This is a genomic window from Mesorhizobium sp. M2E.F.Ca.ET.209.01.1.1 (genome assembly GCF_004010375.2).
In the GTDB taxonomy this organism is placed as follows: domain Bacteria; phylum Pseudomonadota; class Alphaproteobacteria; order Rhizobiales; family Rhizobiaceae; genus Mesorhizobium.
This window is the reverse complement of the sequence record NZ_SADP02000002.1, coordinates 396,968-423,426: the sequence shown is the minus strand read 5'-3', so window position 1 is coordinate 423,426 and position 26,459 is coordinate 396,968. Positions and strand designations below refer to the sequence as shown.

The following is a 26,459-nucleotide window of genomic DNA, read 5'->3' as shown; positions in this document are numbered from 1 at the left end:
TCAGGGATCAAGCGGAGATCAACGCCTTGCCGGCGACGGCGAGGCTTTCGGCGCCGTCGATGACGCGCTCCTTCAAGGCGCGCGTCTCGCCGAGCAGGTTTTCGGCAAAGAAGCGGCAAAGCGTGATGCGGCTGCGGTCTGCCAGGCCACCCTGCGCCAGATAGGCGCCGCCGGCGGCAAACGAGATCAGGCGCAGATAAGGCGTGGCGCCGGCCATCGCGGCGTCAGCCTCGCCGTCGGCAAGCAGTTTTTGCAGGAAGCGCGTCGCCTCGTCGAGATCGGCCAGCGCACGGTCGAGATTGCCGGCGGTGCGGCCGAAGCCTTCGATGTTGGAGGTGCGCACGGCATCAGCGACCGCTTTCAATTCGCCGATGTAGCGATGCACGTGTTCGCCGCCGCCGAGCGGCAGCTTTCTCGAGACGAGGTCGATCGCCTGGATGCCGTTGGTGCCTTCATAGATCGGCGCGATGCGGGCGTCGCGATAAAGGGCGGCGGCGCCCGTCTCCTCGATGAAGCCCATACCGCCATGCACCTGAACGCCCAGCGAGGCGACCTCGACGCCGATATCGGTGGAGAAGGCTTTCGCGAGCGGCGTCAGCAGGCTGGCGCGGTCGTGCCATTTGGCCGCGGCCTCGCCCTCGACGACGCGCGCGCGGTCGATCGCATGGGCGCAGGAATAGCTGATCGAGCGGGCGATCTGGGTCAGCGCGCGCATGGTGAGAAGATTGCGCTGCACGTCCGGATGATGGACGATCGGCGCCATACCGGAGCCAGCATAGGCTGAAGCCTTGCCCTGGCGGCGCTCATTGGCATAGGCGATCGCCTTCTGCGTCGCGGTCTCGGCCACCGCCACGCCCTGCATGCCGACGGCCAGGCGGGCGTTGTTCATCATGGTGAACATGCAGGCCAGTCCCTTGTTCTCCTCGCCGATCAGCCAGCCGATGGCGCCGGGCGCAGCACCCTGAAAACCGTCGCCATAGATCATGGTGCAGGTCGGCGAGGCATGGATGCCGAGCTTGTGCTCCAGGCCGGAACAGAAGACGTCGTTGCGGGCGCCGAGCGACCCATCGTCATTGACGAAGAACTTCGGCACCAGAAACAGCGAGATGCCGCGCGTGCCGGCGGGCGCGTCGGGCAACCGCGCCAGCACCAGATGCACAATGTTGTCCGTGAAATCATGCTCGCCATAGGTGATGAAAATCTTCTGGCCGAAGATGCGGTAGGTGCCGTCGCCGACGGGCTCGGCGCGGCTGCGCAGAGCCGCGAGGTCCGAGCCCGCCTGCGGCTCGGTCAGGTTCATCGTGCCCATCCATTCGCCGGATACGAGCTTCGCGAGATATTTGGCCTTGAGTTCCTCCGAGGCGTGCTTGTCGAGCGCCTCGACCGCGCCCATGGTCAGCGTCGGGCCGATGCCGAAGGCCATGGCGGCGGAGTTCCACATTTCAAGCGCGGCGACGCCGATCATGGTCGGAAGGCCCTGCCCTCCGAACTCTTCCGGGCCGGACAGCGCATTCCAGCCGCCTTCGATCCAGCGGCGGTAAAGCTCTTTCCAACCTGGCGGCGTGATGACGGCAGCGTCCTTCAGCACCGCGCCATGCTGATCGCCGATCTTGTAAAGCGGCGCGACCTCCTCGCTGGCGAAGCGTCCCACTTCGGCGAGGATCGCATCGACGAGGTCCTCGCCAAGATCGCCGAAAATGCCGGCATCCAGCGCCGGCTTCAGCCCCGCCACCTGCTTGAGCGTAAAGGCGATGTCCTCGACCGGCGCGCGATACATGTCTCATCCTCCTCCGTCCCAGCCAACCGTAATCGCATGGCCGGAGCGAAACCATCAACCTTTGGATTGGCCTCGCACCTTCTTTTTACGTAAACGTCAAACTTTGTCACGCGGAATTTGCATGGCCGTCGACATCCACGGGCGCAGCGGGAGCCGGCGCCCGGTCCATTCGAGGTTTCGTCGCCGTTTAGGCGCTGATCGATTCCTCAGCGTATGCTGCGGCCTACCGCCTGCAGCGCCAGGAAGGCTTCGTAACGCTTGTCGTGCCAAGCGCGGATGTCGCCCGACGCAGGTGTAAAAACGTCGCCAAGCCGTGACATTGCAGGCATCGCTGTCGACAAATCGGGATAGCGGCCAGATGCCACCGCTCCGAGCATCGCGGCGCCAAGCAGCACCGGTTCCGGCGATTGCGAGGCAGCGACCGGCAGTCCGGCGGCGTCGGCGAGGAGCTGGCGCACCAGCGGCGACTGCCCGGCGCCGCCGCTGATGACGATGGTGTCGACGCCAAGGCCCGACGACGCCATCGCCGCCACGATCTGACGGACGCCGTAGCCGAGGCCGCAAAGCCCGGCCACGTAGAGGCCGACGAGGCTGTCGATGGAGCGGTCGGTGCCGAGCCCGGCGATCAGTCCGCGCGCATCCGGGTCGGCCAAGGGCGAACGGTTGCCGAGGAATTCGGGCACGACGTGGATGCTTCCGGCAAGCGAAGCGGCGGCCGAAAGGTCGGGCGAATTTGCCGTGGCGGCCGCAGCCAGCCAATCGACCAGCGATCTGCCTTCCGCCGCGGCGCGCGTGGCAGCCTCGGCTGCGGCGGGGTGGAAATGCACCAGCAGATCGATGGCCGCGCCGGCCGCCGACTGACCGCCCTCGCTCAGCCATAAGCCAGGCACCATGGCGGAGTAATAGGGCCCCCATACGCCCGGAACGAAGGCCGGGCCTTGGCTGCTCGCCATGGTGCAGGCCGAGGTGCCCAGCACATAGGCCATGCGCGAGGTGATGGTGCCGGCATCGCCGGCAGCACCCACGGTGCCGACACCGCCGGCATGAGCGTCGATCAGCCCGGCGGCGACGACCGTGCCCGCGACCAGCCCCAGTTCGGCCGCGACCGCTTCTGTCAGGCCGCCACCCACCGTGGTGCCAGGGTCGACCACTTCGGTTCCGATACGGGCAAATCCCTCATCCGCAAGCTCGCCGAGCCCGACGGAATAAAAATAGCTGTCGTCCCAGCGCCGCTCATGGCCGAGATAGGTCCATTTGCAGGCGAGCGTGCAGACCGAACGGGCAAGGCTGCCGGTGGCGCGCCAGGTCAGGTAATCGGCAAGGTCCAAGAAATGCTTCGCACTGGCGAAGGTCGCGGGCAGGTTCTCCTTCAGCCACAAAAGCTTTGGCGTTTCCATCTCAGGCGAAATGACGCCCCCGACATAGTCTAAGACGGGATGGTGGCCGGCATTGATGCGCCTGGTCTGGTCGAGGGCGCGATGGTCCATCCAGACGATGATGTTTCGATCGCTGTCTCCGGAACGGCCCACGGGCAGCGGCTCGCCATCGTCGCCGACCACCACCAGGGAACAGGTCGCGTCGAAGCCAATACCGCCGATCTCCCGGGGATCGACGCCCGCCTTCGCGACCGCCTCGCGCACGCTGGCGCATACCGCCTGCCAGATGTCGCGGCTGGACTGCTCGGCAATCTCGCCGGGCTCGACGAAGAGCGCTATGTCGCGCTTGGCCGAAGCGAGCAACTCGCCGCGCTCGTCAAAGACGCCGGCGCGCGCGCTGCCGGTGCCTACATCGATGCCGAGGAAGTGGGAAGGCATGGGGACCTCAAGGTAGGGCAGTAAGGCAGTAGGGCAGTAGGGCGGTAGGGCGATTGTCCGTCTTGAGCGGTCGGTCGCAAGGGCGAAGGTGCTTCACTTACTGCCCTACTGCCCTACTGCCTTACTGCCCTACTCCCTTCCTTCATCACAAATCATTGCTCTGCGGCAGGATCACCAGATCCCGGATGGTGATGTTTCTCGGCCGCGTCACCATGAACAGGACGGCTTCCGCGACCTCGACAGGCTGCATCAACCCGCCGGCCGCCAGCTCGTCCTCGAGCTTCTGCTTCGGCCAATCGCTGATCAGCGCCGTCACCACCGGGCCGGGCGCCACAGCGCCGACGCGCAGGCCGTGCTTGGCGACCTGCCGGCGCAGCGTGTGGACGAAGGCCTGGATGGCGTGCTTGGAGGCCGTGTAGACCGGCTCCCAGACGACGGGCACCAGCCCGGCGATCGAGCTGGTGACGATGATGTCGCCAGTCTTGCGTCCGACCATGTGCGGCAGCACCGCATGCACCGAACGGAATACCGAGTTGATGTTGAGATTCAGCATGCGGTCCCAGGCATCCGGATCACCGTTGAGGATCTCGCCGCCGACATAGGAGCCGGCATTTGCGTGGAAAATGTCGAGCTGGCCAGCCTTGTCGAGGATGCCGGGCAGCATGGTCGCCACGCTGGCGGGGGTGGTGAGGTCGATCACCAGCGGGATCGCGCCGTCGCCGAGCTCGGCGACGACCTCCTTCAGCCGGTCCTCGGCCCGGTCGATCAGCACGACGCGGGCGCCGGCGGCAAGCATCGCCCTGGCGCATTCGAGGCCGATGCCCGATGCCGCGCCGGTGACCGCGGCGACTTTTCCCGAAAGATCTTGAGCCATGTGTACCCTTCTCGTTTGAACGGATCAGGCGCGGCCGTGCGAGGCACGGGAACGGCGCGCGAGGGAGTCGACGATCACGGCGATTGCCAGAACGGCACCGGTGATCATGTATCGAAGCGATGAGGACAGATCGAGCAGCGTCAGCCCGCTGGCGATCGCCTGGATGACGATGATGCCGAGCAGCGCGGAATAGGCGCTGCCGCGGCCGCCGAACAGGCTGGTGCCGCCGATGACCGCGGCCGCGATGGCGTTCAAATTGACGTCGCCGGTGCCGGCCTGCTGGCTGGCGGAAGCGAGCCTGGCGGCTGCAAGCACGCCGCCCAGCGCGGCGAACAGCGAGCACAGCGCGAAGGCGCTGAGATAGATGGCGCGCACCTTGATGCCGGCGCGCCGCGCCGCCTCGCGGTTGCCGCCGACGGCGGTCATCGAGCGCCCCCATTTGGTCCGGGTCAGCGCATAGTTCATCGCTACGACTAGGCCAACGAAGAGGCCGAACATCCACGGGATGCCGCGCGACTGGTTGAGGTAGGCGACGATCAGCTCGAGGCCGATCGTTATGGCGGCGACGCGCAGGACGAGCCCGGCCACGGACGGCGTCGACAGATTGGCCGCGCGTCGGCGCGCGAAGGTGCGAAGCCCGCTGACCAGCATCGCCAAACCCGGGATCGCGGCAAGCGTGTGCGAGACCCATTTCGGCATCACCATCAGCTGGCCGAAATCCACCAAAGCGGAGCCGTAGGGCAGGTTGATCGAGCCGGTGGAGCCGAGGATGTAGAGCTGCATGCCCAGCACAGCGAGCAGGCCGGCCAGCGTTGAAACGAAGCTCGGCATGCCGAGGCGGTTGAACAGCAAGGCATAGAGCGCGCCGATCAGGGCGCCGAAGGCCAGCGCGGCCAGGATCGCCAGCGCGACCGGCCAGCCCTGGTTGACCCACAGCGTGCCGACCATTGCCGAGGCGAAGCCGCTGATCGAGCCGACGGACAGGTCGATCTCGCCGACCATCAGCACGCAGACGATGCCGAGCGCAATGACGCCGACGGTCGAGCAATCGAACAGGAGATTGACCAGATTGCTGCTCGAAACGAACACCGGGTTGAGGCTGGTGAAGACCGTCCAGATCACCACGAGGCCGACGATGACCGGCAGCGAGCCGAGATCGCCGCTGCGCACCCGATCGAGGAAGGCGCGGACCGCTCCGCCGATGCCGGCTTCATGCTTGACGCGCGCGTCGGCTCGGTCAAGCGCCAGTGGGGCCAAATTGCCTTGCTCCGTCATGGGCGCTGCTCCCCCGCCTGTGCGCTGTGATCGCGTTCCGCCCGCAGGCGCTCGGCGCGGCGCGAGACCGCGTTGTTGGACGCGCCGGTGATGGCGCTCACCAAATCCTGGTTCGAGGCATCCGGCTCGAAGACGCCGTTGTTGCGCCCGAGCCTCAGCACGACGATGCGGTCGGCGACGGCGCGGACATCCTCCATGTTGTGGCTGATCATGACGACGCCGAGACCGCGCGCGCGGACGCGGTCGATAAGGTTGAGCACTTCCGCCGTCTGGGCGACGCCGAGCGCGGCGGTCGGCTCGTCGAGCAGGATGAGTTTCGGCTCGAGCAGCAGCGAGCGCGCGATCGCCACCGTCTGGCGCTGGCCGCCGGACAGCGAGGCGACCGCCTCGCGCACGCTCGGAATGCGCGCCGACAATTCGTTGAGCAGCGTCCAGGCGCGCATCTCCATCGCCACCTCGTCCAGTCGCAGCGGGCTGATCTCGTTGCCGAGGAAGATGTTGGCGACGACATCGAGGTTTTCGCAAAGCGCGAGGTCCTGGAACACCGTGGCGATGCCGAGCGTCAGCGCTGCGCGCGGGTCGGGCAGCGTCACCGGCCGGCCGCGGAAATTGATCGTTCCCGAGCTCGGCTGATGCACGCCGGCCAGGATCTTGACCAAGGTCGACTTGCCGGCGCCGTTGTCGCCGACCAAGGCTACGACCTCGCCGGCATGGACGTCGAAATCGATATCGGTCAGCGCCGAGACGGCGCCGAAATTCTTCGATATGCCGCGCAGGCTGAGCACCAGCTCGCCGACGGATGCCGACCTTTCAGGACTTTCGCTCATGCGCCGCCTTTCTTGACAGTTGTTGCCTGGACATCCGGCCGCCGCGGGGCGGCCGGATGCCACTTGATCAGTTGGTGATGCCGAGCTTCTTGCAGCCTTCGGCATAGCGGTCGACGCAGAGCTCGGCGGCCGTATTGATCTTCTTATCGATGATCTCGGCCTTGAGGTTCTCCTGCGTCACCACCGCCGGCGTGAAGAGCTGCGAGGGCGTGTCATAGAGCGTCATCTCGGCCTTCGGCGTCTCGCCCGACAAGAGCTTGACGGCGACGTTGGCCGCGGCCGCCGCGACGATCTCGCTCGGCTTGGAGATGGTGTTGTACTGGTCGCCGGCGATGATCAGTTGCAGCGCCGCGATGGTCGCGTCGTTGCCGGTCACTGGCGGAACCGGATCGACGCCGGCCGCCTTGAAGGCAGCGATCGCGCCGCCGCCGGTGCCGTCATTGGCTGCGACGACGCCGAGGATCTTGGCGCCGAAGCGGGTGATCTGGCCGCTCGCCCATTGCTGGGCCTTCGGCGGCGCCCATTCCGGCGTGTCGAACTCGGCCAGAATCGGATAGCCGCTGTTGTCGAGGCCTTCGTGGATGCCCTTCTTGATGAGACCGGCGGCCGCGTCGGTCGGCGAGCCGTTGATCTGCAGCAGGCCGCCATTGGCAGGGTCGACCTTGAGCGCCTTGAGATGCTCGACCAGCGAATCCGCGATGGCCTTGCCGATGCCTTCATTGTTGAAGGACACGTAGAAATCGGCGGGCGCCGTCGGAATGGGCCGGTCGTAAGCGATCACCTTGACGCCCTGGCTCTGGGCCAGCTTGACCAGCGAGGCGGCGGCAGTGGAATCGACCGGATCGAGCACGATCGCTTTGGCGCCTTGCGAGATTACCGAATTGAACTGCTGCTGCTGGCGCGCGGCATCGGCATCGGCGTTCTGGTAGATCACCTTGCAGCCCGGGCACAGTTTCTTCATCTCGGCGACGAAGCCCGGATAGTCATGCTGTTCGTAGCGGGTCGATGCCTGGTCGGGCATCAGGAACGCGACCGTGGCATCGGTGACGGTGTCAGCGAACGCCGCCGTGCTGCTGAGCAGCGAGACGGCGAAAACGGCCGCGATGGTCGATTTCAAGGCAAACGGCGATTTCCAAGCATGTCTGGTCATTCGAATGTCTCCCTTCCGAGAAATGGTTTCACGAGGACCCGCGCGGTGAACGGCGCGCCAGGCCTTGACTGCATGTCGAACTGTTGAAAGGAGTATGATCAGTCGGCTGAGGATCGATCCGATCCCGGTAAGCCGTGCAAACATCCTCCTGAAGTGCTGGATTTCAGAATAAATGATCTCCATCACCGGGTGCCCTGCACCCCGCGTTCTTCCTTCCCTGAATGTCTCTTTGGTCTTGACGCAATTCCTCTCGGAATTGCTTTGAGCTCCTCCCGGTTTCCTCCCTGTTAGGCGGCAATCTCCGCGTTGATGTTCTCAGCCAGCAAGGCCCGGAAGCGCGAAGGCGACATGCCTTTCTGCGCCAGGAACTGGCGGTTGAAATTCGAGATGTTGTTGTAGCCGGCGGCGTAGCAGATCTCGGTGATCGACATCTGCGCCTCGCTCATCAACAGCTGGCAGGCAAGGTTGATGCGCAGCCGGTTGACATATTGCACCAGCGCCATGCCGGTGTGGCGGCGGAAGCTGCGCGAGAAGGCGCTCGGGCTGCGCCCGGCGATCTCGGCCAGCGTCCCTTCGCTGAACGGCTCGGTCAGGTGGCAATTGATGTAGGCGAGCGCCTGGTTGATGCCTGCTGACATGAAGCCGGAGGGGTCGGGCAGATAGCCGGCGCTGGCCAGCGTGCGGACGTCACTGGCGCGGTTCAATATATCGAGCACGGCCATGAACAGCGACAGGCGACGCACGCCCTGCGCCTCGGTCAGTTCCGCCAGCTGAGGCGCCACAAGCTCGGCCGTCGCCGGCGAGAACAGCGCGCCGCGGCGGCTGGTCTCGAGGATGCCGGCGCAGGCGGCAAGTTCGGGCAAGGCGGCTGAAGCGCTGGCGATGAATTCTTCGGAGAACTGCACGACGCGGCCGCGCAGCGGCACGGTCTCGCCCGGCGGCACGTCGCTGACCCAATTGTGCGGCAGGTTCGGCCCGGTGAGCACCAGATTGCCCGGCTCGAACTCGCCGATGAAGTCGCCAACGAAATAGCGGCCGGTGGTGGCGACGACCAGATGCAGCTCGTATTCGGGATGAAAGTGCCAGCGCACGGTCCGGAAAGGATAGCCGTGGGCCCAGGCCTTGAACGACTCTCCCTGTCTGATCTGGACGACTTCCAGGTCCGGATTCATGTTCATTTTCCTCCCCGCGCGGGTCCGGTCTTGTGACCGGTTGCTGCGCTTCGTCAGGCGGGCCCGTCTCTTCCAACTGGCCGCCTTGATTGAAAGCTTAGGCGGCAATTGAAGCCCCTGCCACCACGGCTTGTCCACCCGAGCGATACTTTTTTGACGTTCCGGAACGGACCGAAGCAAGCCGATGTTGTGAAGCACTTCCTTAACCATAGCGGTTCAGGATTGTTCCCTGGTCAGTGGGGACACCCTGATTGAAAAAGCCGGCGCGCCCTCTTCGCCGCCTGGCGCTGATCGCTGCGGCGATAGTGCTGGGCACGGCGGCAAAGGCCTCGGATTTCTCCGAGCCGTGGAAGAATGCCGACCGCCCGCTGGTGATCGACGCCTATGAGTACAATTCGATCGACTGGCAGCAGCTTGTCACCGACAAGCGCGTCGCCGGCTTCATCAACAAGGCGTCCGACGGGCTGCCGCCGCCCTATTTCTGCTTCGGCGCCGAGGCCGACGTCAAACTCTGCAAGGCGCAGTGGAAGCGCTACGCGGTGACGCGCGAATTGTTCCAGACGCGCAAGGTGGTGGCCAAGGCGCTCGGCCTCAAATGGGGCGCCTATCACCTGGCCCGCCCCGGCAACCCGGTCGAGCAGGCCAACAATTTCATCGATTTCGCCGAACCGGCGCCGGATGAGCTGATGGCCCTCGACATCGAAGGCATCGATGCGACGCAATGGATGTCGCTGGAGGACGCCGAGGAATTCGTGCGCCAGGTGCATCGCCGCGTCGGCCGGTTCCCGGTGCTCTATGTCAACGGCAAGACCGCCCAGTACATCGCCGACAACCGTTACACCTATCGGCTGCTGTCCAGGCTGCCGCTCTGGTACGCGCGCTACAAGCCGGACATCGATGTGCATTTCCCGATGGGCAACTGGCAGGGCTATGCGCTGTGGCAATTCTCGGCGCAGGCCAATTGCGGCCATTTCCGCTGCCCCTACCGCGTGCCCGGCACGCCCAACGACATCGATGTCAGCGTGGCGCCGATGAGCGCCGATGATCTGCGCCGGCAATGGGCCTCTGGCGGACTGCTTGACGTGCCGGCCGACTATCTCGCTTCGATCCCGGTGCCGGTCCCGCGCGAAAGAGCCCTCGCCGGCAAGGTGACGATCACCTATGCCGATGTGGCGACGCCGCCGACCGTCGAGGAAATGGTCGCCGTGCTCGGCGCGCGCTGGGAGAAATTCCGCGACGGGTTCCGCATGCCGGTGGTGAAGACGGTGCCCCAGCGCCCGAGCTTCGGCATCGTGCAATATGTCGCCTGGAAGCGGACCGAGCAGCGCACACCAGAACAGATCGACGCGGCCTTTGCCGCCGCCGATCCGGTCAGCACCGCCTCGACGGCGCTAGACAGCGCCAAACACTGACCTCTTCCAAAAGCATTGAAGCCATCAGCGATGGTTGCCGAGGCTCGCATACATGCCGGTGGTGCGGAACTGCGTCGGGTTGATGCCGTAGCAACGGCGAAAGACCTTGGAGAAGTAGTTCGCGTCCTCGAACCCGCACAGCACCGCGACCTCCTTGACCGGCAGGAAGTCTGCATTGGTGAGCAGCTTCGCCGCCCGCTGCAGCCGCTGCTGCAGCACGAATTCCGCCGGGGGCAGCCCTTCGCTCTCGGCGAAGCAGCGCGAGAAGTGGGCGCGGCTGAGGCCGCTGATCTCCACCAGTTCCGCCACCGGCAGCGGCTTGTCGAGATTGGCGTTGATGTGGTCGATGACCGGCTGCATGGCGCTCTGCTTCTCCGTGAAGGCCGGCGAGCCGAAGACGTCGTCGTAAAGCGCCATCGCCGCCTCATAGGCGATCGCCGACGCCGCGCCGGGCGAAGCCGCTCCCTTGATGAGCCGCAGGCTGCAATCGGCAAGGTGATCGATGGTCGCCGGCTGCAGCCGGAACACCGGGCCGGAGACGCTGAGGATCGACTTGTGGATGCGCAGCGCCTCCTCGCCATTCATTGAGATCCAGAAATATTCCCAGCGGTCGCCCTTAGCCAGCCAGTAGCGATGGTTGTGCGGCACCAGGACCAGCAGCGTGTCGTTCGCCTGCAGGCGGTAGTTGCGGTTCTCGTAGCGCAGCTGCCCAGTGCCGCTGATTGTATGCTGGAGCACCGTGAACGGGGTCTGGCCACGCTTTCTTCCATCCCAGTCGTAGGTTTCTTCCTCGCGCACCTCGTAGCCGGTGCTTGTCGGCATGGCGTGCAGCCGCTGGCGCCCGCGCGGCAGCGAAATCGTCCGCATCAGCTCCCCATTGGCGATCAGGTCACGCAGCACAAAATTACCCTCGAAAGCATAATCCTTCTCTGGCGGTGCCCGCCAATAAGGGCATAATCCAACTTCTCAGAACGCGAAAGACCCGCGGTCGAGGAGCGGGCGGGAGGAGAAAGAGCCGGGTTTTCCGGCTTTGAGTGGCTGATGCGCGATGGCGCGTGGCCCAAATCCTCCTTTGTTGCTCCTTGCCTGGCATTCAGTTGGATCGAGGTGAGGTGATGAGCTTCAAAATCGCTATTATAGGCGCGGGCAGCGTCGGATTCACCAAGAAGCTGTTCACCGACATTCTGTGCGTGCCTGAATTCCAGGACATCGAATTCGCGCTGACCGACCTCAGCGAGCACAATCTCGGGATGATCAAGGCGATCCTCGACCGGATCGTCGAGGCGAACAAGTTGCCGACCAAAGTTACGGCGACCACGAACCGCCGCGAGGCGCTGGAGGGCGCGCGTTACATCATCAGCTGCGTGCGCGTCGGCGGGCTGGAGGCCTATGCCGACGACATTCGCATTCCGCTGAAATACGGCATCGACCAATGCGTCGGCGATACGATCTGCGCCGGCGGCATCCTCTACGGCCAGCGCAACATTCCGGTGATCCTGGACTTCTGCAAAGACATTCGCGAGGTCGCCGCAACCGGCGCGAAATTCCTCAACTATGCCAACCCGATGGCGATGAACACCTGGGCGGCGATCGAGTACGGCAAGGTGGACACGGTTGGCCTCTGCCACGGCGTGCAGCACGGCGCCGAACAGATCGCCCAGGTGCTCGGCGCGAAGTCGCCCAAGGAGCTCGACTATGTCTGCTCCGGCATCAACCACCAGACCTGGTTCATCGAGCTCAAGCTGAACGGCCGGCCGATCGGCAAGGACGAACTGGTCGCCGCCTTCGAGGCGCACCCGGTCTATTCGAAGCAGGAAAAGCTCAGGATCGACGTGTTGAAGCGCTTCGGCGTCTACTCCACCGAAAGCAACGGCCACCTGTCCGAATACCTCCCCTGGTACCGCAAGCGCCCCGACGAGATCACGCGCTGGATCGACATGTCCGACTGGATTCATGGCGAGACCGGCGGCTACCTGCGCTACTCGACCGAGACCCGCAACTGGTTCGAGACCGAATATCCGCAATTCCTCGAAGCGGCGTCGAAGCCGATCGACCCGGCAAAACGCTCCAACGAGCATGCCAGCCATATCCTCGAGGCGCTGGAAACGAACCGCGTCTATCGCGGTCACTTCAACGTCAAGAATAACGGCGTGATCACCAACCTGCCGCAGGACGCGATTATCGAATCGCCCGGCTTCGTCGACCGTTTCGGCATCAACATGGCGGCTGGCATCACGCTGCCGGAGGCCTGCGCGGCCACCTGCATGGCCTCGATCAACGTGCAGCGCATGTCGGTGCATGCGGCGATCGCCGGCGACATCGACCTGTTGAAACTCGCCGTGCTGCACGATCCGCTGGTCGGCGCCGTGTCGACGCCGGAAGAGGTCTGGCAAATGGTGGACGAGATGGTGGTCGCTGAAGCCGCATGGCTGCCGCAATATGCGCACGCCGTTCCGGCAGCAAAGGAGCGGCTTTCGAAATCGAAGGTCAAGACCCGCGAATGGGCGGGCGCCGCACGCCGCAGCGTGCGCTCGATCGAGGAATTGCGCGCCGAAAAGGCGGCGCTGAAACAGGCCGGCTGAGATCGTCGGCAAGCAGGCGGGTCGGCAGGAGGAAGGTCCGCAAGAAATTCACAAGAGGCGGGCAGCAGACGTCCACAAACATCTGGGAGGAGACTATGAGGACTTTTCGTAGAACTGGCATTGCCGCCGGGCTGATGCTCGGCGTTTCAGTCCATGCACTCAACGCCTTCGCTTCCGAGCCGACCATCCCGCCGCAGCCTGCGACATTCCCGGCCGAAGGCAAGATCCATTATGTGGCGCGCGACTCCATCCTGGAGTTCAAGGCGCTGCCCGAATATCACGAGCCGGACTGGGTGACGGAGAAATACGTCAAGACCGGCAAGCTGCCGCCGGTGAAGGACAGGCTGCCGAAGGAGCCGCTGGTCTTCAAGACCGGGAACATGCCGGACGGCATCGGCGTCTATGGCGACACGATGCGCCATGTCATCGGCGGCCGGCCGGAAGGCTGGAACTACGGCGCCGGCCAGACGCAAGGCTGGGGCGGCATCGACATCGGGCTTTCCGAATGCCTGACGCGCACGGCGCCGCTGTTCCAGGTCGAGGCCAAGGATACCGAGCCGCTGCCCAACCTCGCCAAGAGCTGGGACTGGTCGAGCGACGGCCACAAGCTGACCATGCATCTGATCGAAGGCGCCAAATGGTCCGACGGCGCGCCCTTCAACGCCGACGACGTGATGTTCTACTGGGACGACGAGGTGGTCGATCCGAACGTCTCGCCGCTCAACGGCGCCACCCCGGAAACTTTCGGCGTCGGCACGACGCTGAAGAAGATCGACGACTACACGGTCGAGTGGACGTTCAAGGAGGCATTCCCGCGGCAATATCTCTATGCCATGGCCTATGGCACTTTCTGCCCCGGCCCGTCGCACATCCTCAAGCCGCAGCATCCGAAATATTCGAAGAACACCTACGACCAGTTCAAGAACGCCTTCCCGCCGGAATATATGAACATGCCGGTGATGGGCGCCTGGGTGCCGGTCGAATACCGGCCGGACGACATTATCGTCATGCGCCGCAATCCCTACTATTGGAAGGTCGACGAGAAGGGCAACCAGTTGCCCTATCTCAACGAGTTGCAATACAAGCTCTCGACCTGGGCCGACCGCGACGTGCAGGCTGTTGCCGGCTCCGGCGATTTCTCCAACCTCGAACAGCCAGAGAACTTCGTCGCCTCGCTGAAACGCGCGGCTGACAAGAACGCACCCGCACGCCTCGCCTTCGGCCCGCGCCTGATCGGCTACAATCTGCGCATGAACTTCTCCGCCAATGGCTGGGGCAACCCGGACGAACGCGGCCAGGCGATCCGCGAGCTGAACCGCAACGAGGACTTCCGCAAGGCTGTCACCATGGCGCTCGACCGCAAGGCGCTGGGCGACTCGCTGGTCAAGGGCCCGTTCACCGCCATCTATCCGGGCGGCTTCTCATCCGGCACCAGCTTCTATGACCGCAAGTCGACGGTCTATTATCCGTTCGATCTCGAAGGCGCGAAAGCATCGCTCGCCAAGGCCGGTCTCAAGGATACGGACGGCGACGGCATCGTGAACTTCCCGGCCGGCACCGCCGGCGGCAACGACGTCGAGATCGTGATGCTGGTCAACAACGACTACACCACCGACAAGAGCCTTGCCGAAGGCGTGGTCGCGCAGATGGAGAAGCTCGGCCTCAGGGTCGTGCTCAATGGGCTTAACGGCACGCAGCGCGATGCCACACAATATTCCGGCCGCTTCGACTGGCTGATCCGGCGAAACGAAACCGAGCTCACCTCCGTCGTTCAAAACACCGAGCAGTTGGCGCCGGTCGGGCCGAAGACCAGTTGGAACCATCGCGCGCCGGAAAGCGGCCAGGTCGACCTGATGTCCTTCGAGAAGGACCTCGTCGACATCGTCAACAAGTTCGTGTCGACGCAGGACAACGACCAGCGTGCCGAGCTGATGCGAAAGTTCCAGAAGATCTCGACCGAGAACGTCTACAATGTCGGCCTGACGGAGTATCCGGGCGCGCTGATCGTCAACAAGCGCTTCTCCAACATTCCGCAAGGCACGCCGATCTTCATGTTCAACTGGGCCGAGGATTCGATCATCCGCGAGCGCGTGTTCGTCAAGGCGGACAAGCAGGCAAAGTATGAGTTGTTCCCCAAGGAATTGCCCGGCAAGCCTGGCGATAAGGGACCGATGGATTAAGCTTACCTCCCCTGACCGAGAGACGTCCGGCCGCGCCGCGGTGCGGCCGGACAAGCGAAATCTCCGAACGCACCCGAGGGGAGCGGCGGGCAGACAAGAAGGCGGACGATCCGATGCTGCGATTCCTGCTTATGCGCATCGCTTCGGCGATTCCGGTTTTCGCCATTTTGAGCCTCGTCACCTTCGCCATCATCCAGGCGCCGCCGGGCGACTATGCCGACTACATCAAATCGCAGCTCATCAACCAGGGCGGCGCATCCTACGCCGAAGCAGATGCGCAGGCCCAGGCTTACCGGGTCGAGCATGGCCTCGATAAGCCGCTGCCCGTCCAGTATCTCAACTGGATCGGCGGCATCATCACGCGCGGCGATTTCGGCTACAGCCTCTATTACAACAAGCCGGTGGCCGACGTGGTGGGTGAACGCCTGCCGCGCACGCTGCTGCTCGCGCTGGTGTGCCACCTGCTCGCCTCGGTGCTCGGCATCAGCTTCGGCATATGGGCGGCGACAAGGCAGTATAGCTGGATCGACTCGACACTCTCGGCGATCTCGTTCCTCGGCATGACGGTGCCGCGCTTCCTGATGGCGCTGATCATCGTCTATCTGCTGGTCTTCCAGTTCAACGTGTCGGAGATCGGCTCGTTCTTCTCGCCGCAATATGGCGGCGCTCCGTGGTCGTGGGCGAAGTTCGTCGACCTGGTCAAGCATGTCTGGCCGGTCGTGGCGATCGCGACCTTCGGCGGCCTCGCCTACAACATGCGCGTGATGCGCGGCAATCTGCTGGACACGCTGAACATGCAATATGTCGAGACGGCCAAGGCCAAGGGGCTGACCGGCGGTGCCGTCGTCATGCGGCACGCCGTGCCCAACGCGCTGCATCCGCTGGTGATGTATCAGGGCGTGGTGCTGCCCTATATGCTCACCGGCGAGATCGAGACGGCGATCATCTTCGCGCTGCCGACCGTCGGCCCGGCCATCGTCGGCTCGATGGCGGTGGGCGACGTCTATGTGACGGCCACTTTCATGATGGTGCTGTCGGCGACGCTCATCGTCGGCAACATCATCGCCGACCTGCTGCTGGTGCTGCTCGATCCCCGCATCCGACAGTTCGGAGAGCGCTAGATGCTGGCGCGCGACCCCTCCCCGCCGCCACCGGCCGAAGGCGTGGCCATCGCCGAACCGGTACATGGCAATGAGAGCTACATCGCGCTGGTCTGGCGCCGGCTGAAGCGCTCCTGGACCGGCATGACCGGGCTGGTCCTGGTGGTGCTGCTTTTGATCATGGCTGTCTTCGCGGATTTCCTGGCGCCGATGGACCCCAAGGCGACAGATGTCGCCTTCGCCCCGCCGCAGGTGATGAGTTTCCATGACAAGGACGGCAATTTCGTCTGGCCGCCGCGGGTCTATGCACTGGCCGATTCGGCCGATCTCGATCCGGTCACCTTCCAGCCGATCGTCGGTCCCGACTATGATCATCCGCGCCTGCTTGGCTTCTTCGTCGAGGGCGCGCCCTACAGGCTGTTCGGGCTGATCCCGGCCGACCGGCATTTCTTCGCCTCGATGGACGGCCAGCCGGTGCATTTCCTCGGCACCGACAAGTTCGGCCGCGACGTGCTCTCACGCGCCATCCACGGCTCGCGGGTTTCGCTGATGATCGCGCTGACGGTGGTCTTCATCATCACGCTGATCGGCACCACCGTCGGCATGGTTTCCGGCTATTTCGGCGGCAAGTTCGATATCTGGATGCAGCGCTTCGTCGAGCTGGTGCTCGCCTTTCCGCAGCTGCCGCTCTATCTCGCGCTGACGACGCTGATCCCGGTCACCGCGCCGACCAATGTCTTTCTCGGCTTCGTCATCATCGTGATGTCGGCGCTGGGCTGGGCGCAGATGTCGCGGGAGGTGCGCGGCAAGACGCTGGCGCTGGCGCGCATCGACTATGTGCGCGCTGCCATGGCGGTCGGCGCCACCGACCGGCGCATCATCATGCAGCACATTTTTCCCAATGTGATGAGCCATGTGATCGTCGCGGTGACGATCGCGATCCCGACGGTGGTGCTGCTCGAGGCCTTTCTCGGCTTCCTCGGCTTCGCGGTGAAGCCGCCGCTGATCTCCTGGGGGTTGATGCTGCAGGACACGGCGACCTATTCGGTGATCGGCACCTACCCCTGGATCCTGTCGCCGGTCGGCTTCGTGCTGGTCACCGTGTTTGCCTTCAACGCGCTGGGCGACGGCCTGCGCGATGCCGTCGATCCGTATTGAGGTGGCCGGGATGACGACAATCGCGCTCGCAGAGAATTTCGCCCCGGCCGTCCGGCTCGACCATGACGGGCGCCATGAACAGCCCATCATCGACGCCCGCAGCATCGAGGTCGCCTTCAAGGTGGAGCACGGCACCGTCGAGGCGGTGAAGGACGTCTCGTTCCAGCTCTATCGCGGCGAAACCATCGCCATCGTCGGCGAATCCGGTTCCGGCAAATCGGTGACGGCGCGCACCGTCATGGGGCTGTTGTCGCGACGGGCGACAGTATCGCCGCGCTCCAGCGTCGACTATCTCGGGCAGAATATCCTGAAATTCCCCGAGGCCGCCCGGCGCAAGCTGCGCGGCAACCGCATCTCGATGATCTTCCAGGAGCCGATGAGCTCGCTCAACCCGATCTACACGATCGGCGGCCAGATCGTCGAAGCGATCAGGGTGCATCGCAAGGTGAGCCGCAGGGAGGCTTGGGCGCGCGCGCTGGAACTCCTCAAGCATGTCCAGATCCCCGAGCCGGAGGCAAGGCTCAAGCAATATCCACACCAGCTTTCGGGCGGCCAGCGGCAGCGCGTGATGATCGCCATGGCCTTGGCCAACGATCCCGACGTGCTGATCGCCGACGAGCCCACGACCGCGCTCGACGTCACGGTGCAGGCGCAGATCCTCAACCTGATCCGCAATCTTCAGAAGGAGCTGAAGATGGCGGTGATCCTGATCACTCATGATCTCACGGTGGTGCGCAAGTTCTCAGACTATGTCTATGTCATGCAGCATGGCGAGATGCGCGAGCACAACGTCACCGAGCGGCTCTTCGCCAATCCGCAGCATCCCTATACGCAGCGGCTGCTGGCTTCCGAACCGCATGGGCGGCCGCAGCCGCTGCCGGAAGGTTCCGGCACCATCCTCGAGGCGAACAGCGTGCGCGTCTGCTTCATGCTGCGCCACGGCAGTTTTCTGAAGCCGGACTGGCGCGAGCTGGTCGCGGTCGACGATCTCGGCCTTAAACTCTGCCGCCATGAGACGCTGGGGCTGGTCGGCGAATCCGGCTCCGGCAAGACCACGTTCGGCCAGGCGCTGCTTAGATTACAGGATGTCAAGCGCGGCGAAATCCGTTTCGACGGCCAGCCGATCCAGGGCCTGTCGCGCGCCGGGATGCGGCCGTTGCGTTCGCGCATGCAGATCGTCTTCCAGGACCCGTTCTCCTCGCTCAATCCGCGCATGACGATCGGCCAGATCATCGAGGAAGGGCTGGTCGTCAACAAACTGGGCGCGACGCGGCGCGAGCGGGTCGAGCGGGTGCGCGAGGCGCTCACCAGCGCCGGCATGCCGGGCAACATCCTGTCGCGCTTCCCGCATGAATTCTCCGGCGGGCAGCGGCAGCGCATCGCGATCGCGCGGGCGATTGCGCTGGAACCTGAATTCATCCTGCTCGACGAGCCGACTTCGGCGCTGGACCTTTCCGTCCAGGCGCAGATCATCGACCTGCTGCGCAAGCTGCAGGACGAGCGCGGCTTGAGCTATCTCTTCATCTCGCACGACCTCAAGGTGGTGCGGGCGCTGTGCCACCGCGTCATCGTCATGCAGCACGGCAGGATCGTCGAACAGGGACCCGTCGACGAGGTCCTTTCCAATCCCAAGACCGCCTACACCGAACGGCTCGTCAGGGCCGCTTTCGAGGTGGCGTAGAAAACTGCCGGAGGCTTACAGTGGCTAGAAATCCCAGGATCGCGTTCATCGGCGCCGGCTCGACGGTGTTCATGAAGAACATCGTCGGCGACGTGCTGCAGCGGCCCGCGCTGTCGGGCGCGACGATCGCGTTGATGGACATCAATCCGCAGCGGCTGGAAGAGAGCGCCGTCGTCGTCAACAAGCTGATCGCGACGCTCGGCGTCAAGGCGAAGGCCGAGACCTATTCGGACCAGCGCAAGGCATTGAAAGGCGCCGACTTCGTCGTCGTCGCCTTCCAGATCGGCGGCTACGAGCCCTGCACCGTCACCGATTTCGAGGTGCCGAAGAAATACGGCCTGCGCCAGACGATCGCCGACACGCTCGGCGTCGGCGGCATCATGCGGGGCTTACGAACCGTGCCGCATCTGTGGAAGATCTGCGAGGACATGCTCGCCGTCTGCCCGGAGGCGATCATGCTGCAATATGTCAACCCGATGGCGATCAACACCTGGGCGATCGCCGAAAAATATCCCACGATCAAGCAGGTCGGGCTCTGCCATTCGGTGCAGGGCACGGCGATGGAGCTGGCGCACGACCTCGACCTTCCCTATGACGAGATCCGCTACCGCTCGGCCGGCATCAACCACATGGCGTTCTATCTCAAGTTCGAGCATCGCCAGGCGGACGGCTCCTATCGCGACCTCTATCCGGACCTTGTCCGCGCCTATCGCGAAGGCCGCGCGCCGAAACCTGGCTGGAACCCCCGCTGCCCGAATAAGGTGCGCTACGAGATGCTCACCCGGCTCGGCTATTTCGTCACCGAAAGCTCGGAGCATTTCGCCGAGTACACGCCCTATTTCATCAAGGACGGGCGGCCCGACCTGATCGAGAAATACGGGATTCCGCTCGACGAATATCCAAAACGCTGCATCGAGCAGATCGAGCGCTGGAAGGGACAGGCGGAGGCCTATCGCTCGGCCGACCGCATCGAGGTGGCGCAGTCGAGGGAATATGCCTCAGAGATCATGAACTCGGTGTGGACCGGCGAGCCGTCGGTGATCTACGGCAATGTCCGCAACAATGGCTGCATCACCTCGCTTCCCGTCGACTGCGCGGCGGAAGTGCCGTGCCTTGTCGATGCTTCCGGAATCCAGCCGACCTATATTGGCGACCTGCCGCCGCAGCTGACGGCGCTGATCCGCACCAATATCAACGTGCAGGAACTGACGGTGCGAGCACTGATGAGCGAGAACCGCGAGCACATCTACCACGCAGCGATGATGGATCCGCACACCGCGGCCGAACTCGACCTCGACCAGATCTGGTCACTGGTCGACGACCTGCTCGCCGCGCATGGCGACTGGCTGCCGGCCTGGGCCCGGAAGGGCGGGAGAAGCAAGGCTGCCTGACTATCCACTGCGAGATTTTCGAGCTCTTAATCTCAGGCTAACCGGCAAACCGATAGAACACCCGGATGAATTGGTGGATCGGATCCTTCTGGGTGCTTGTCAGCCTAGTTTTCGGGGCGCTCGACTATCGTGTCCAAAAACTGAACGGAAAGCGATGGCTTGCAGACTGGCCCTGGCGCTTGGCGATGTACTTTGCGCTTGGCGGCGTAATCACCGGCGTACCGGTCTTTCTATTCCAGTTCGGAGAAGCAATCATTGGCGTATACAATCATCCGCCAACAGCGAAGATGCTCGTGGCGCTCCTTCCTTTGGCGGTCGCGGCTATCGTTGCAGTAGGAATTCTCAAGCTGGCCGGCCGAACAATCCGCAGAGCAGGCGGATCGCTTCAGGAGCGCCGTTTAGCAGTAGCTATCTATTGGATTGCCGGTGCGCTTTTGTTCACGGTAGCCGCAGGCACTGTCGGCGCAGGTTACCTTGGCAACTTGTATCTTTTGAGGGATCGCTAGCAAAATGCCCGCGCCAAACCGCTAAGGACCTGCAGCGACGAGTACCCCTTTCTTCCCCGGGGGGTCAGCCGCCGGCCTTCTCGCGCGCCACGGCCTGCCAGCCGATGTCGCGTCGGCAGAAGCCCTGCGGCCAGTCGATACGGTCGACCGCCGCATAGGCCTTTGCCTGCGCCTCGCCGACGGTCTTGCCAGTTGCCGTGACGTTGAGCACGCGACCGCCATTGGCGACCAGCGCGCCGCCATTGATGGCGGTGCCGGCATGGAAGACCTGGACGCCCTCGCCTTCCGCCTGGTCGAGACCGCGGATGACGGAGCCCTTTTCCGGCGTGCCGGGATAGCCGCGCGCCGCCATCACCACGGTCAATGCCGCGGCGTCGCTCCAGCGGATAGACATATGCGCGAGCTGGCCGTCGACGGCGGAGTTGAGCAGCACGAGCAGGTCGTCCTTGAGCCGCATCATCAGCACCTGGCATTCGGGATCGCCGAAGCGGGTATTGTACTCGATCAGCTTCGGGCCCTGGTCGGTGATCATCAGGCCGGCGAAGAGGATGCCGGCGAAGGGCGCGCCGAGTTCGGCCATGCCGCGCATGGTCGGCTCGATGATCTCGCTCATGGTGCGCTCGGTCATTTCCGGCGTCATCACCGGGGCCGGCGAATAGGCGCCCATGCCGCCGGTGTTCGGCCCGGTGTCGCCGTCGCCGACGCGCTTGTGGTCCTGCGCGGTGCCGAAGGGCAGCGCGGTGGCGCCGTCGCACAGGCAAAAGAAGCTCGCCTCCTCGCCGGTCAGATATTCCTCGACCACAACCTCGGCGCCGGCCGCGCCGAAGGCGCCGTCGAAACAAGCCTCCAGCGCGGCGTTCGCCTCGTCCAGCGTCATGGCGATGGTGACGCCCTTGCCGGCGGCGAGCCCGTCGGCCTTGATGACGATCGGCGCGCCGACTTTCTCGACATAGGCCTTGGCCGAAGCGAGATCGCCGAAGCGGCCATAGGCGGCGGTGGGGATGTTGAACTTGGCGCAGAGATCCTTGGTGAAGCCCTTCGAGCCCTCGAGCCGGGCCGCCGCCTTGGAGGGGCCGAAGACGCGGACGCCCCAGGCGCGCAGATCATCGGATATGCCGGCGACCAGCGGCCCTTCCGGGCCGACGACGACGAGGTCGATCTTCTTTTCCTGGCAGAAGGCGGCGACCGCGGAATGGTCGGCGACATCGAGCTTCACCAGTTCGGCGACACGGCCGATGCCCGGATTGCCGGGCGCGGCATAAAGCTTGGTCAGCAGCGGCGAGGCGGAGAGCTTCCAGGCCAGCGCATGTTCGCGGCCACCCGAGCCGAGAAGAAGAACATTCATGGCCACCTCTTGCTGATCGTCTCTGCTTGGAACCCGCTATTGGTCCGCGGGCGACGGGTCAAGGCGTCTTGGCATTTTGGCGGCAATTGCGCACGGGAAAGCAGCGCAAACGCCGGGGACTGTCGAAGCCGCCCCAACCTCGTCATTCTATGGCGGAGCAAGGAGCGAAGCGACGCGGCGCAGACCATAGAATCCATGCCATGACTTCGAAGCGTCGCTGCGGTGCAGAATTTTGCTCCGTTGCACGCCTTGGCGAAGGTAACGGCATGGATCCTCGGGTCTGCGCTCGTCGCTTCGCTCCCGCTCCGCCCGTGGATGACGAGACCGGATCGGTTCGGCCAATCTCCAAGGCCTGCGGCGCAAACAGAGCCGACCGATCAAAATCCTCGTGCAGTGCCACTAGCCTGAAAAAACGGCTCAGCTCTGGTAGATAACCGGGAACCAGTCCTCGCGCAGTTTCTGGCCGGGCTTCATGTCGTGGCCCGGATAGGGCGGCGAGGTGCGGCCGGGGCGCTCGACATAATGCGCGTCGTCGCCGACCCAGCGCAGCGACAGCGCCCGGCGTCTTGCCGCAGTCAGGTTGCCGCGCGCGCCATGCGCGGTGCGGAAATCGAACAGGATGGCGTCGCCCGGCTCCATCTCCCATTCGAGCACCTTCATCGACGGGTCGCTGTCGGGATCGGGCACCGGCCGGTAGTCGCCCTCGCCGGCATAGAAATTGGCGTCGTTCAGCCAGCGCACCGGCAGCACCATCTTTTCCCATTTGTGCGAGCCGGCGATCAGCCGAAGCGTCGCCTCCTTCACCGGATCGATCGGGATCCAGAAGCTCACCGTCTGTTTGCCGTCGACGAAGTAATAGGGAATGTCCTGGTGCCAGGGTGTCGGCTTCTGCGTGCCGGGTTCCTTGACCAGGACGTGGTCGTGGAAGAACTGGGCGCTGCGCGACTGCATCACGGCGGCCGCAAGCTCGGCGGCCGGAGATTCCCTGACGACCCTGACGAATTCCGGGATGCGCTCCCAGTTACAGTAGTCGTCGAAGAAGCTGCCCTTGCCGCCGGCGATGTCGGAGGCCGTGGCGCTGCGATTCCGGATGTTGCGCTCGATGCCGTCGGCGATGACATCGACCCAGTCCTTGAAGGCGCCGCGGATGCAGACGGCGCCATCGCGCTGGTAATCGGCAATCGTCGAAGCGTCGACTTTCGGGCTGGCCATCGTGCTCTCCTGCTTGTTCGATGACCGACTATCGCAAGAGCCTCACATCACGTAAAATAATAACTTGTCATCTCACTTATAGCTTTCACCTATGAAGTTCTCGCTGACCCAATTGCGCTATGTCGTTGCCGTGGCCCGCTATGGCAGCGTGACCATGGCGGCCCAGGCGCTGAACGTTTCGCAGCCGTCGATCTCGGTGGCGATCGACCATGTCGAGGACGCGCTTGGCCAGAAGCTCTTCGTGCGCCAGCGCGGCAGCGGCGTCGCGCTGACCTCCTTCGGTCGCAGGGCCGTCGCCAAGGCGAGGCAGGTGCTGGGCGAGGCGGACGAGCTGGCGGCGCTCGGTTCGCGCGACGCCGATATCGGCGGCGAGCTGGCGCTCGGCTGCTTCGAGGACCTGGCGCCCTATTTCGCGCCGGCGTTGATGCGCGCCTTCGCCGAGCGCTGCCCGGCCGTCACCGTCGTCATCGGCGACGAGACCTTCGAGACGCTGGGGCGGCGCCTGGCTGACAGCGCCATCGACCTCGGCCTTACCTACGACCTTGGCCTGCCAGGGCATTTCAAGCGCATCCTGCTGCATGAATTGCGGCCGCACGCGCTCCTGCCCGCCGGCCACGCGCTGGCGGACAAGCATGCTGTCAGCCTGGCCGAGCTCGCGCTCTATCCGCTGATCACCACCGACCAGCCGCATAGCTGGCAGCACATGCTGGACCTTTTCCTCAGCCGCGGCCTGTCGCCGATTGCCCGGGCGACGACGAGCTCGTTCGAGCTGCAGCGGTCGATGGTGGCCAACCGCTTCGGCATCGCGGTCAGCTACACCAGGCCGCGTGGTGATAGGAGCTATGACGGACTGCCGCTGGTCTGCAAGCCACTCTCCGACGCGCTGCCGATGCAGCGCATCATCCTGACCCATGACACGCGCCAGCGCCTGTCGAAGGCGGCCGCGGCCTTCATCGACGTCGCCAAGGCATGGTTTGCCAGTCACGATGTTTTCACCGGCTGAGCGACAACGCGGCAGCTTGACGACGCCTCTTGCTGCTGCCACTCCAGCGTGATGGAAACCGTCCAGTCGAAAGCGATCCAGGGCCGCGTCGCCGACGCGCCGAGCGGCCATTGGGTCTACCGCGTGCTGCCGCGCTGGCTCTGGCCCTATGCGCAGCTTGCGCGGTGGGACCGGCCGATCGGCTGGCAGCTGCTTTTGTGGCCCTGCTGGTGGTCGGCGGCGCTTGCCGCCGGCGCCTATCCGCGCCCGACCGATCCGCTGCTGACGCTGCTTCCGGCGCCCTGGTATCTGCTTTTGTTCTTCATCGGCGCCGTCGCCATGCGAGGCGCCGGCTGCACCTATAACGACCTCGCCGACGAGGACATCGACAACCAGGTCGAGCGCACCCGCTCGCGGCCGCTGCCGGCCGGCAAGGTGACGCGCCGCCAGGCCTGGATATTCGTCATCATCCAGGCGCTGGTGGGCCTGGCCGTGCTGCTGCAGTTCAACAGCTTCGCCATTCCGCTCGGCGTCGCATCGCTCGCGATCGTCGCGGTCTATCCCTTCATGAAGCGCATCACCAACTGGCCGCAATTCGTGCTTGGACTGGCCTTCTCCTGGGGGGCGCTGATGGGCTGGGCGGTCGAGTTCGGCGACATCGATGATCCGGCGATCATGCTCTATATCGGCTCGATCCTGTGGGTGATCGGCTACGACACGATCTACGCGCATCAGGACAAGGAAGACGACGCCATCGTCGGCGTGCGGTCCACCGCGCGGCTGTTCGGCGACAACACCAAGATGTGGCTCACCGGACTCTATGGCGGCGCGCTGATCTGCTTCGCCATCGCCTTCGCCTCCGCACAGGTGCCGATCGTGGCGCTGGCCGGTCTGATCGCCGCCGGCGCGCATATGGCGCGCCAGATCATCCGGCTCGACATCAACAATCCGGACCAGTGCCTGAAGCTGTTCAAGTCGAACAACCAGGTCGGCTGGCTGATCTTTTTGGGGCTGATCGGCGGTTCGGTTTGGATATGGCTGAAGCCGCTGGTGTAGTTCTCCCTTCTCCCCGTTCTACGGGGAGAAGGTGGCGGCAGCCGGATGAGGGGCGGCGCCAGCGTTGGAAGCAAGGTGAACCGCACGCCGGCGATCGTGCGCGTGTATCCTATCAAAGTTAAGATGGCCAAAAACAGCAGGCGTCGGCGCTGCCCCTCATCGCGCTGCCGGGCACTTCTCCCCGTATAGTGACGGGGAGAAGAAGGCTGTCATCGACGCCTACTCCCTAGCAATAATCTCCTGGCCGTCGATGACGAGCCTCAGGCCCAGGTTGCCGGCCTTGCGGCGGGCGAGGAAGCGCGGGCGGCGCGTGGTGGAGACGCGGCCCTTGCGGCGCTCCTGCGGCGTCCGCGCCTTGATGGCGGCGCCGAGCGATTCTTCCAGCGTGCGGGCAATGCCGTCGGCCTCGATCAGCAGCATCGGCAGGCGATAGGCGTCAGCCCAGGCGCGCCAGTCGGCGGCGACATCCTCGAGGTCGTCGGCGACCAGCAGCGGCACCGACAGCATCGGGTCGTTGTGCAGGAGCTCGAGCGTCACCGTGACGTTGCCGTCCGGATCTTCCATGGCGCGGGCGGCGACGCCGCGGAACGCCTTGGCGGGCAGCGCGATGATCGCCGGCACGCCGCTCATCTCCAGCATGCGGCGGATGACGGCGCCACGCTGGTCGATGGTGAAGGTGACATCGCCATAGTCGTCGCGGGTGGCATAGCTCACCATCTGCGGCAGGCGAAACGGGTCGAGGCGCATGTTGCGCCCGGCCCAGACTGGCTTCAATCCAGTGTTCATCGAATGTCTTCCCTGTTACTCCTGAGGGCCGTTTTCCGGTTCTCTCAGGGCCGGTTTTTCCGGCCTCGTTATGGGAAGAAACATTAGCGCTGGCTTCTTACCGGTGCGCTTAAGAAGTTCGGTTAAATTTTGCTGATCGGAGCCGATGGTTATCGGAATACGACCGCCCACCAGATATG

At 64.4% G+C, this 26,459-nt stretch carries 21 protein-coding genes; 10 read left to right on the top strand and 11 right to left on the bottom strand.

The window, feature by feature from the left end:
• Positions 1 to 7 precede the first annotated feature (7 nt).
• The 7 genes from EN852_RS05455 to EN852_RS05425 all read right to left on the bottom strand — a co-directional run bounded on the left by EN852_RS05455 (position 8) and on the right by EN852_RS05425 (position 8,889).
• Positions 8 to 1,777, bottom strand: coding sequence for an acyl-CoA dehydrogenase family protein (locus tag EN852_RS05455; protein WP_127875458.1), 1,770 nt, complete (start codon positions 1,775 to 1,777; stop codon positions 8 to 10).
• Between the two features lie 206 nt (positions 1,778 to 1,983).
• Positions 1,984 to 3,591: an FGGY-family carbohydrate kinase gene (locus tag EN852_RS05450; RefSeq protein WP_127875459.1), complete on the bottom strand. Its 1,608-nt coding sequence runs from the start codon at positions 3,589 to 3,591 to the stop codon at positions 1,984 to 1,986.
• A 145-nt stretch (positions 3,592 to 3,736) separates the two neighbouring features.
• On the bottom strand, positions 3,737 to 4,465 hold the full coding sequence (locus tag EN852_RS05445; protein ID WP_127875460.1) for an SDR family oxidoreductase: 729 nt from the start codon (positions 4,463 to 4,465) through the stop codon (positions 3,737 to 3,739).
• A gap of 24 nt (positions 4,466 to 4,489) precedes the next feature.
• The gene (locus EN852_RS05440) at positions 4,490 to 5,740 is read right to left on the bottom strand and encodes a sugar ABC transporter permease (protein WP_127875461.1); all 1,251 of its coding nucleotides are present in this window, start codon (positions 5,738 to 5,740) and stop codon (positions 4,490 to 4,492) included.
• Positions 5,737 to 6,567: an ATP-binding cassette domain-containing protein gene (locus tag EN852_RS05435; RefSeq protein ID WP_127867053.1), complete on the bottom strand. Its 831-nt coding sequence runs from the start codon at positions 6,565 to 6,567 to the stop codon at positions 5,737 to 5,739. The genes EN852_RS05440 and EN852_RS05435 overlap by 4 nt, the downstream gene beginning before the upstream one ends.
• Positions 6,568 to 6,634: 67 nt before the next feature.
• Positions 6,635 to 7,717: a sugar ABC transporter substrate-binding protein gene (locus EN852_RS05430; RefSeq protein WP_127875462.1), complete on the bottom strand. Its 1,083-nt coding sequence runs from the start codon at positions 7,715 to 7,717 to the stop codon at positions 6,635 to 6,637.
• 287 nt (positions 7,718 to 8,004) lie between these two features.
• Positions 8,005 to 8,889, bottom strand: a complete 885-nt coding sequence (locus EN852_RS05425; RefSeq protein ID WP_127875649.1) for an AraC family transcriptional regulator — start codon at positions 8,887 to 8,889, stop codon at positions 8,005 to 8,007.
• A 251-nt stretch (positions 8,890 to 9,140) separates the two neighbouring features.
• On the opposite strand from EN852_RS05425, the gene EN852_RS05420 reads away from it, so the two are divergent.
• The gene (locus EN852_RS05420; RefSeq protein WP_127875463.1) at positions 9,141 to 10,301 is read left to right on the top strand and encodes a glycoside hydrolase family 25 protein; all 1,161 of its coding nucleotides are present in this window, start codon (positions 9,141 to 9,143) and stop codon (positions 10,299 to 10,301) included.
• A 24-nt stretch (positions 10,302 to 10,325) separates the two neighbouring features.
• On the opposite strand, the gene EN852_RS05415 is transcribed toward EN852_RS05420, so the two are convergent.
• Positions 10,326 to 11,168 carry an AraC family transcriptional regulator gene (locus EN852_RS05415; protein ID WP_127875650.1) on the bottom strand — a complete coding sequence of 281 codons (843 nt, stop codon included), beginning with the start codon at positions 11,166 to 11,168 and terminating at the stop codon, positions 10,326 to 10,328.
• A gap of 248 nt (positions 11,169 to 11,416) precedes the next feature.
• Here EN852_RS05415 and EN852_RS05410 point away from each other — a divergent pair, with 248 nt between their 5' ends.
• The 7 genes from EN852_RS05410 (at position 11,417) to EN852_RS05380 (ending at position 20,899) form a co-directional block, all read left to right on the top strand.
• Positions 11,417 to 12,883 carry an alpha-glucosidase/alpha-galactosidase gene (locus EN852_RS05410; protein ID WP_127875464.1) on the top strand — a complete coding sequence of 489 codons (1,467 nt, stop codon included), beginning with the start codon at positions 11,417 to 11,419 and terminating at the stop codon, positions 12,881 to 12,883.
• Between the two features lie 95 nt (positions 12,884 to 12,978).
• Positions 12,979 to 15,063 (top strand): ABC transporter substrate-binding protein, encoded by a 2,085-nt coding sequence (locus EN852_RS05405; protein ID WP_127875465.1) that lies wholly within the window; start codon positions 12,979 to 12,981, stop codon positions 15,061 to 15,063.
• Between the two features lie 113 nt (positions 15,064 to 15,176).
• On the top strand, positions 15,177 to 16,184 hold the full coding sequence (locus EN852_RS05400) for an ABC transporter permease (protein WP_127875466.1): 1,008 nt from the start codon (positions 15,177 to 15,179) through the stop codon (positions 16,182 to 16,184).
• Positions 16,185 to 17,321, top strand: coding sequence for an ABC transporter permease (locus tag EN852_RS05395; RefSeq protein WP_127875467.1), 1,137 nt, complete (start codon positions 16,185 to 16,187; stop codon positions 17,319 to 17,321). It begins immediately after the preceding gene.
• A gap of 10 nt (positions 17,322 to 17,331) precedes the next feature.
• Positions 17,332 to 19,002, top strand: coding sequence for an ABC transporter ATP-binding protein (locus tag EN852_RS05390; RefSeq protein WP_127875468.1), 1,671 nt, complete (start codon positions 17,332 to 17,334; stop codon positions 19,000 to 19,002).
• A 20-nt stretch (positions 19,003 to 19,022) separates the two neighbouring features.
• Entirely contained in the window at positions 19,023 to 20,393 is a 1,371-nt protein-coding gene (locus EN852_RS05385) for an alpha-glucosidase/alpha-galactosidase (protein ID WP_127875469.1), read from the top strand.
• Positions 20,394 to 20,458: 65 nt separating this feature from the next.
• The gene (locus EN852_RS05380; protein ID WP_127867044.1) at positions 20,459 to 20,899 is read left to right on the top strand and encodes a hypothetical protein; all 441 of its coding nucleotides are present in this window, start codon (positions 20,459 to 20,461) and stop codon (positions 20,897 to 20,899) included.
• 64 nt (positions 20,900 to 20,963) lie between these two features.
• Here EN852_RS05380 and purD read toward each other — a convergent pair whose 3' ends face one another.
• Together purD and EN852_RS05370 are read right to left on the bottom strand one after the other, a co-directional pair.
• Positions 20,964 to 22,244 (bottom strand): phosphoribosylamine--glycine ligase, encoded by a 1,281-nt coding sequence (gene purD, locus EN852_RS05375; RefSeq protein ID WP_127867043.1) that lies wholly within the window; start codon positions 22,242 to 22,244, stop codon positions 20,964 to 20,966.
• A 417-nt stretch (positions 22,245 to 22,661) separates the two neighbouring features.
• On the bottom strand, positions 22,662 to 23,456 hold the full coding sequence (locus EN852_RS05370) for a phytanoyl-CoA dioxygenase family protein (RefSeq protein ID WP_127875470.1): 795 nt from the start codon (positions 23,454 to 23,456) through the stop codon (positions 22,662 to 22,664).
• Between the two features lie 91 nt (positions 23,457 to 23,547).
• Between EN852_RS05370 and EN852_RS05365 the strand changes: the two genes are divergently transcribed.
• On the top strand, positions 23,548 to 24,459 hold the full coding sequence (locus EN852_RS05365) for a LysR family transcriptional regulator (RefSeq protein ID WP_127875471.1): 912 nt from the start codon (positions 23,548 to 23,550) through the stop codon (positions 24,457 to 24,459).
• Between the two features lie 51 nt (positions 24,460 to 24,510).
• On the top strand, positions 24,511 to 25,494 hold the full coding sequence (gene ubiA / locus EN852_RS05360; RefSeq protein WP_127875651.1) for a 4-hydroxybenzoate octaprenyltransferase: 984 nt from the start codon (positions 24,511 to 24,513) through the stop codon (positions 25,492 to 25,494).
• Between the two features lie 219 nt (positions 25,495 to 25,713).
• On the opposite strand, the gene EN852_RS05355 is transcribed toward ubiA, so the two are convergent.
• Positions 25,714 to 26,280 (bottom strand): DUF6101 family protein, encoded by a 567-nt coding sequence (locus tag EN852_RS05355; protein ID WP_112125927.1) that lies wholly within the window; start codon positions 26,278 to 26,280, stop codon positions 25,714 to 25,716.
• Positions 26,281 to 26,459: the final 179 nt, after the last annotated feature.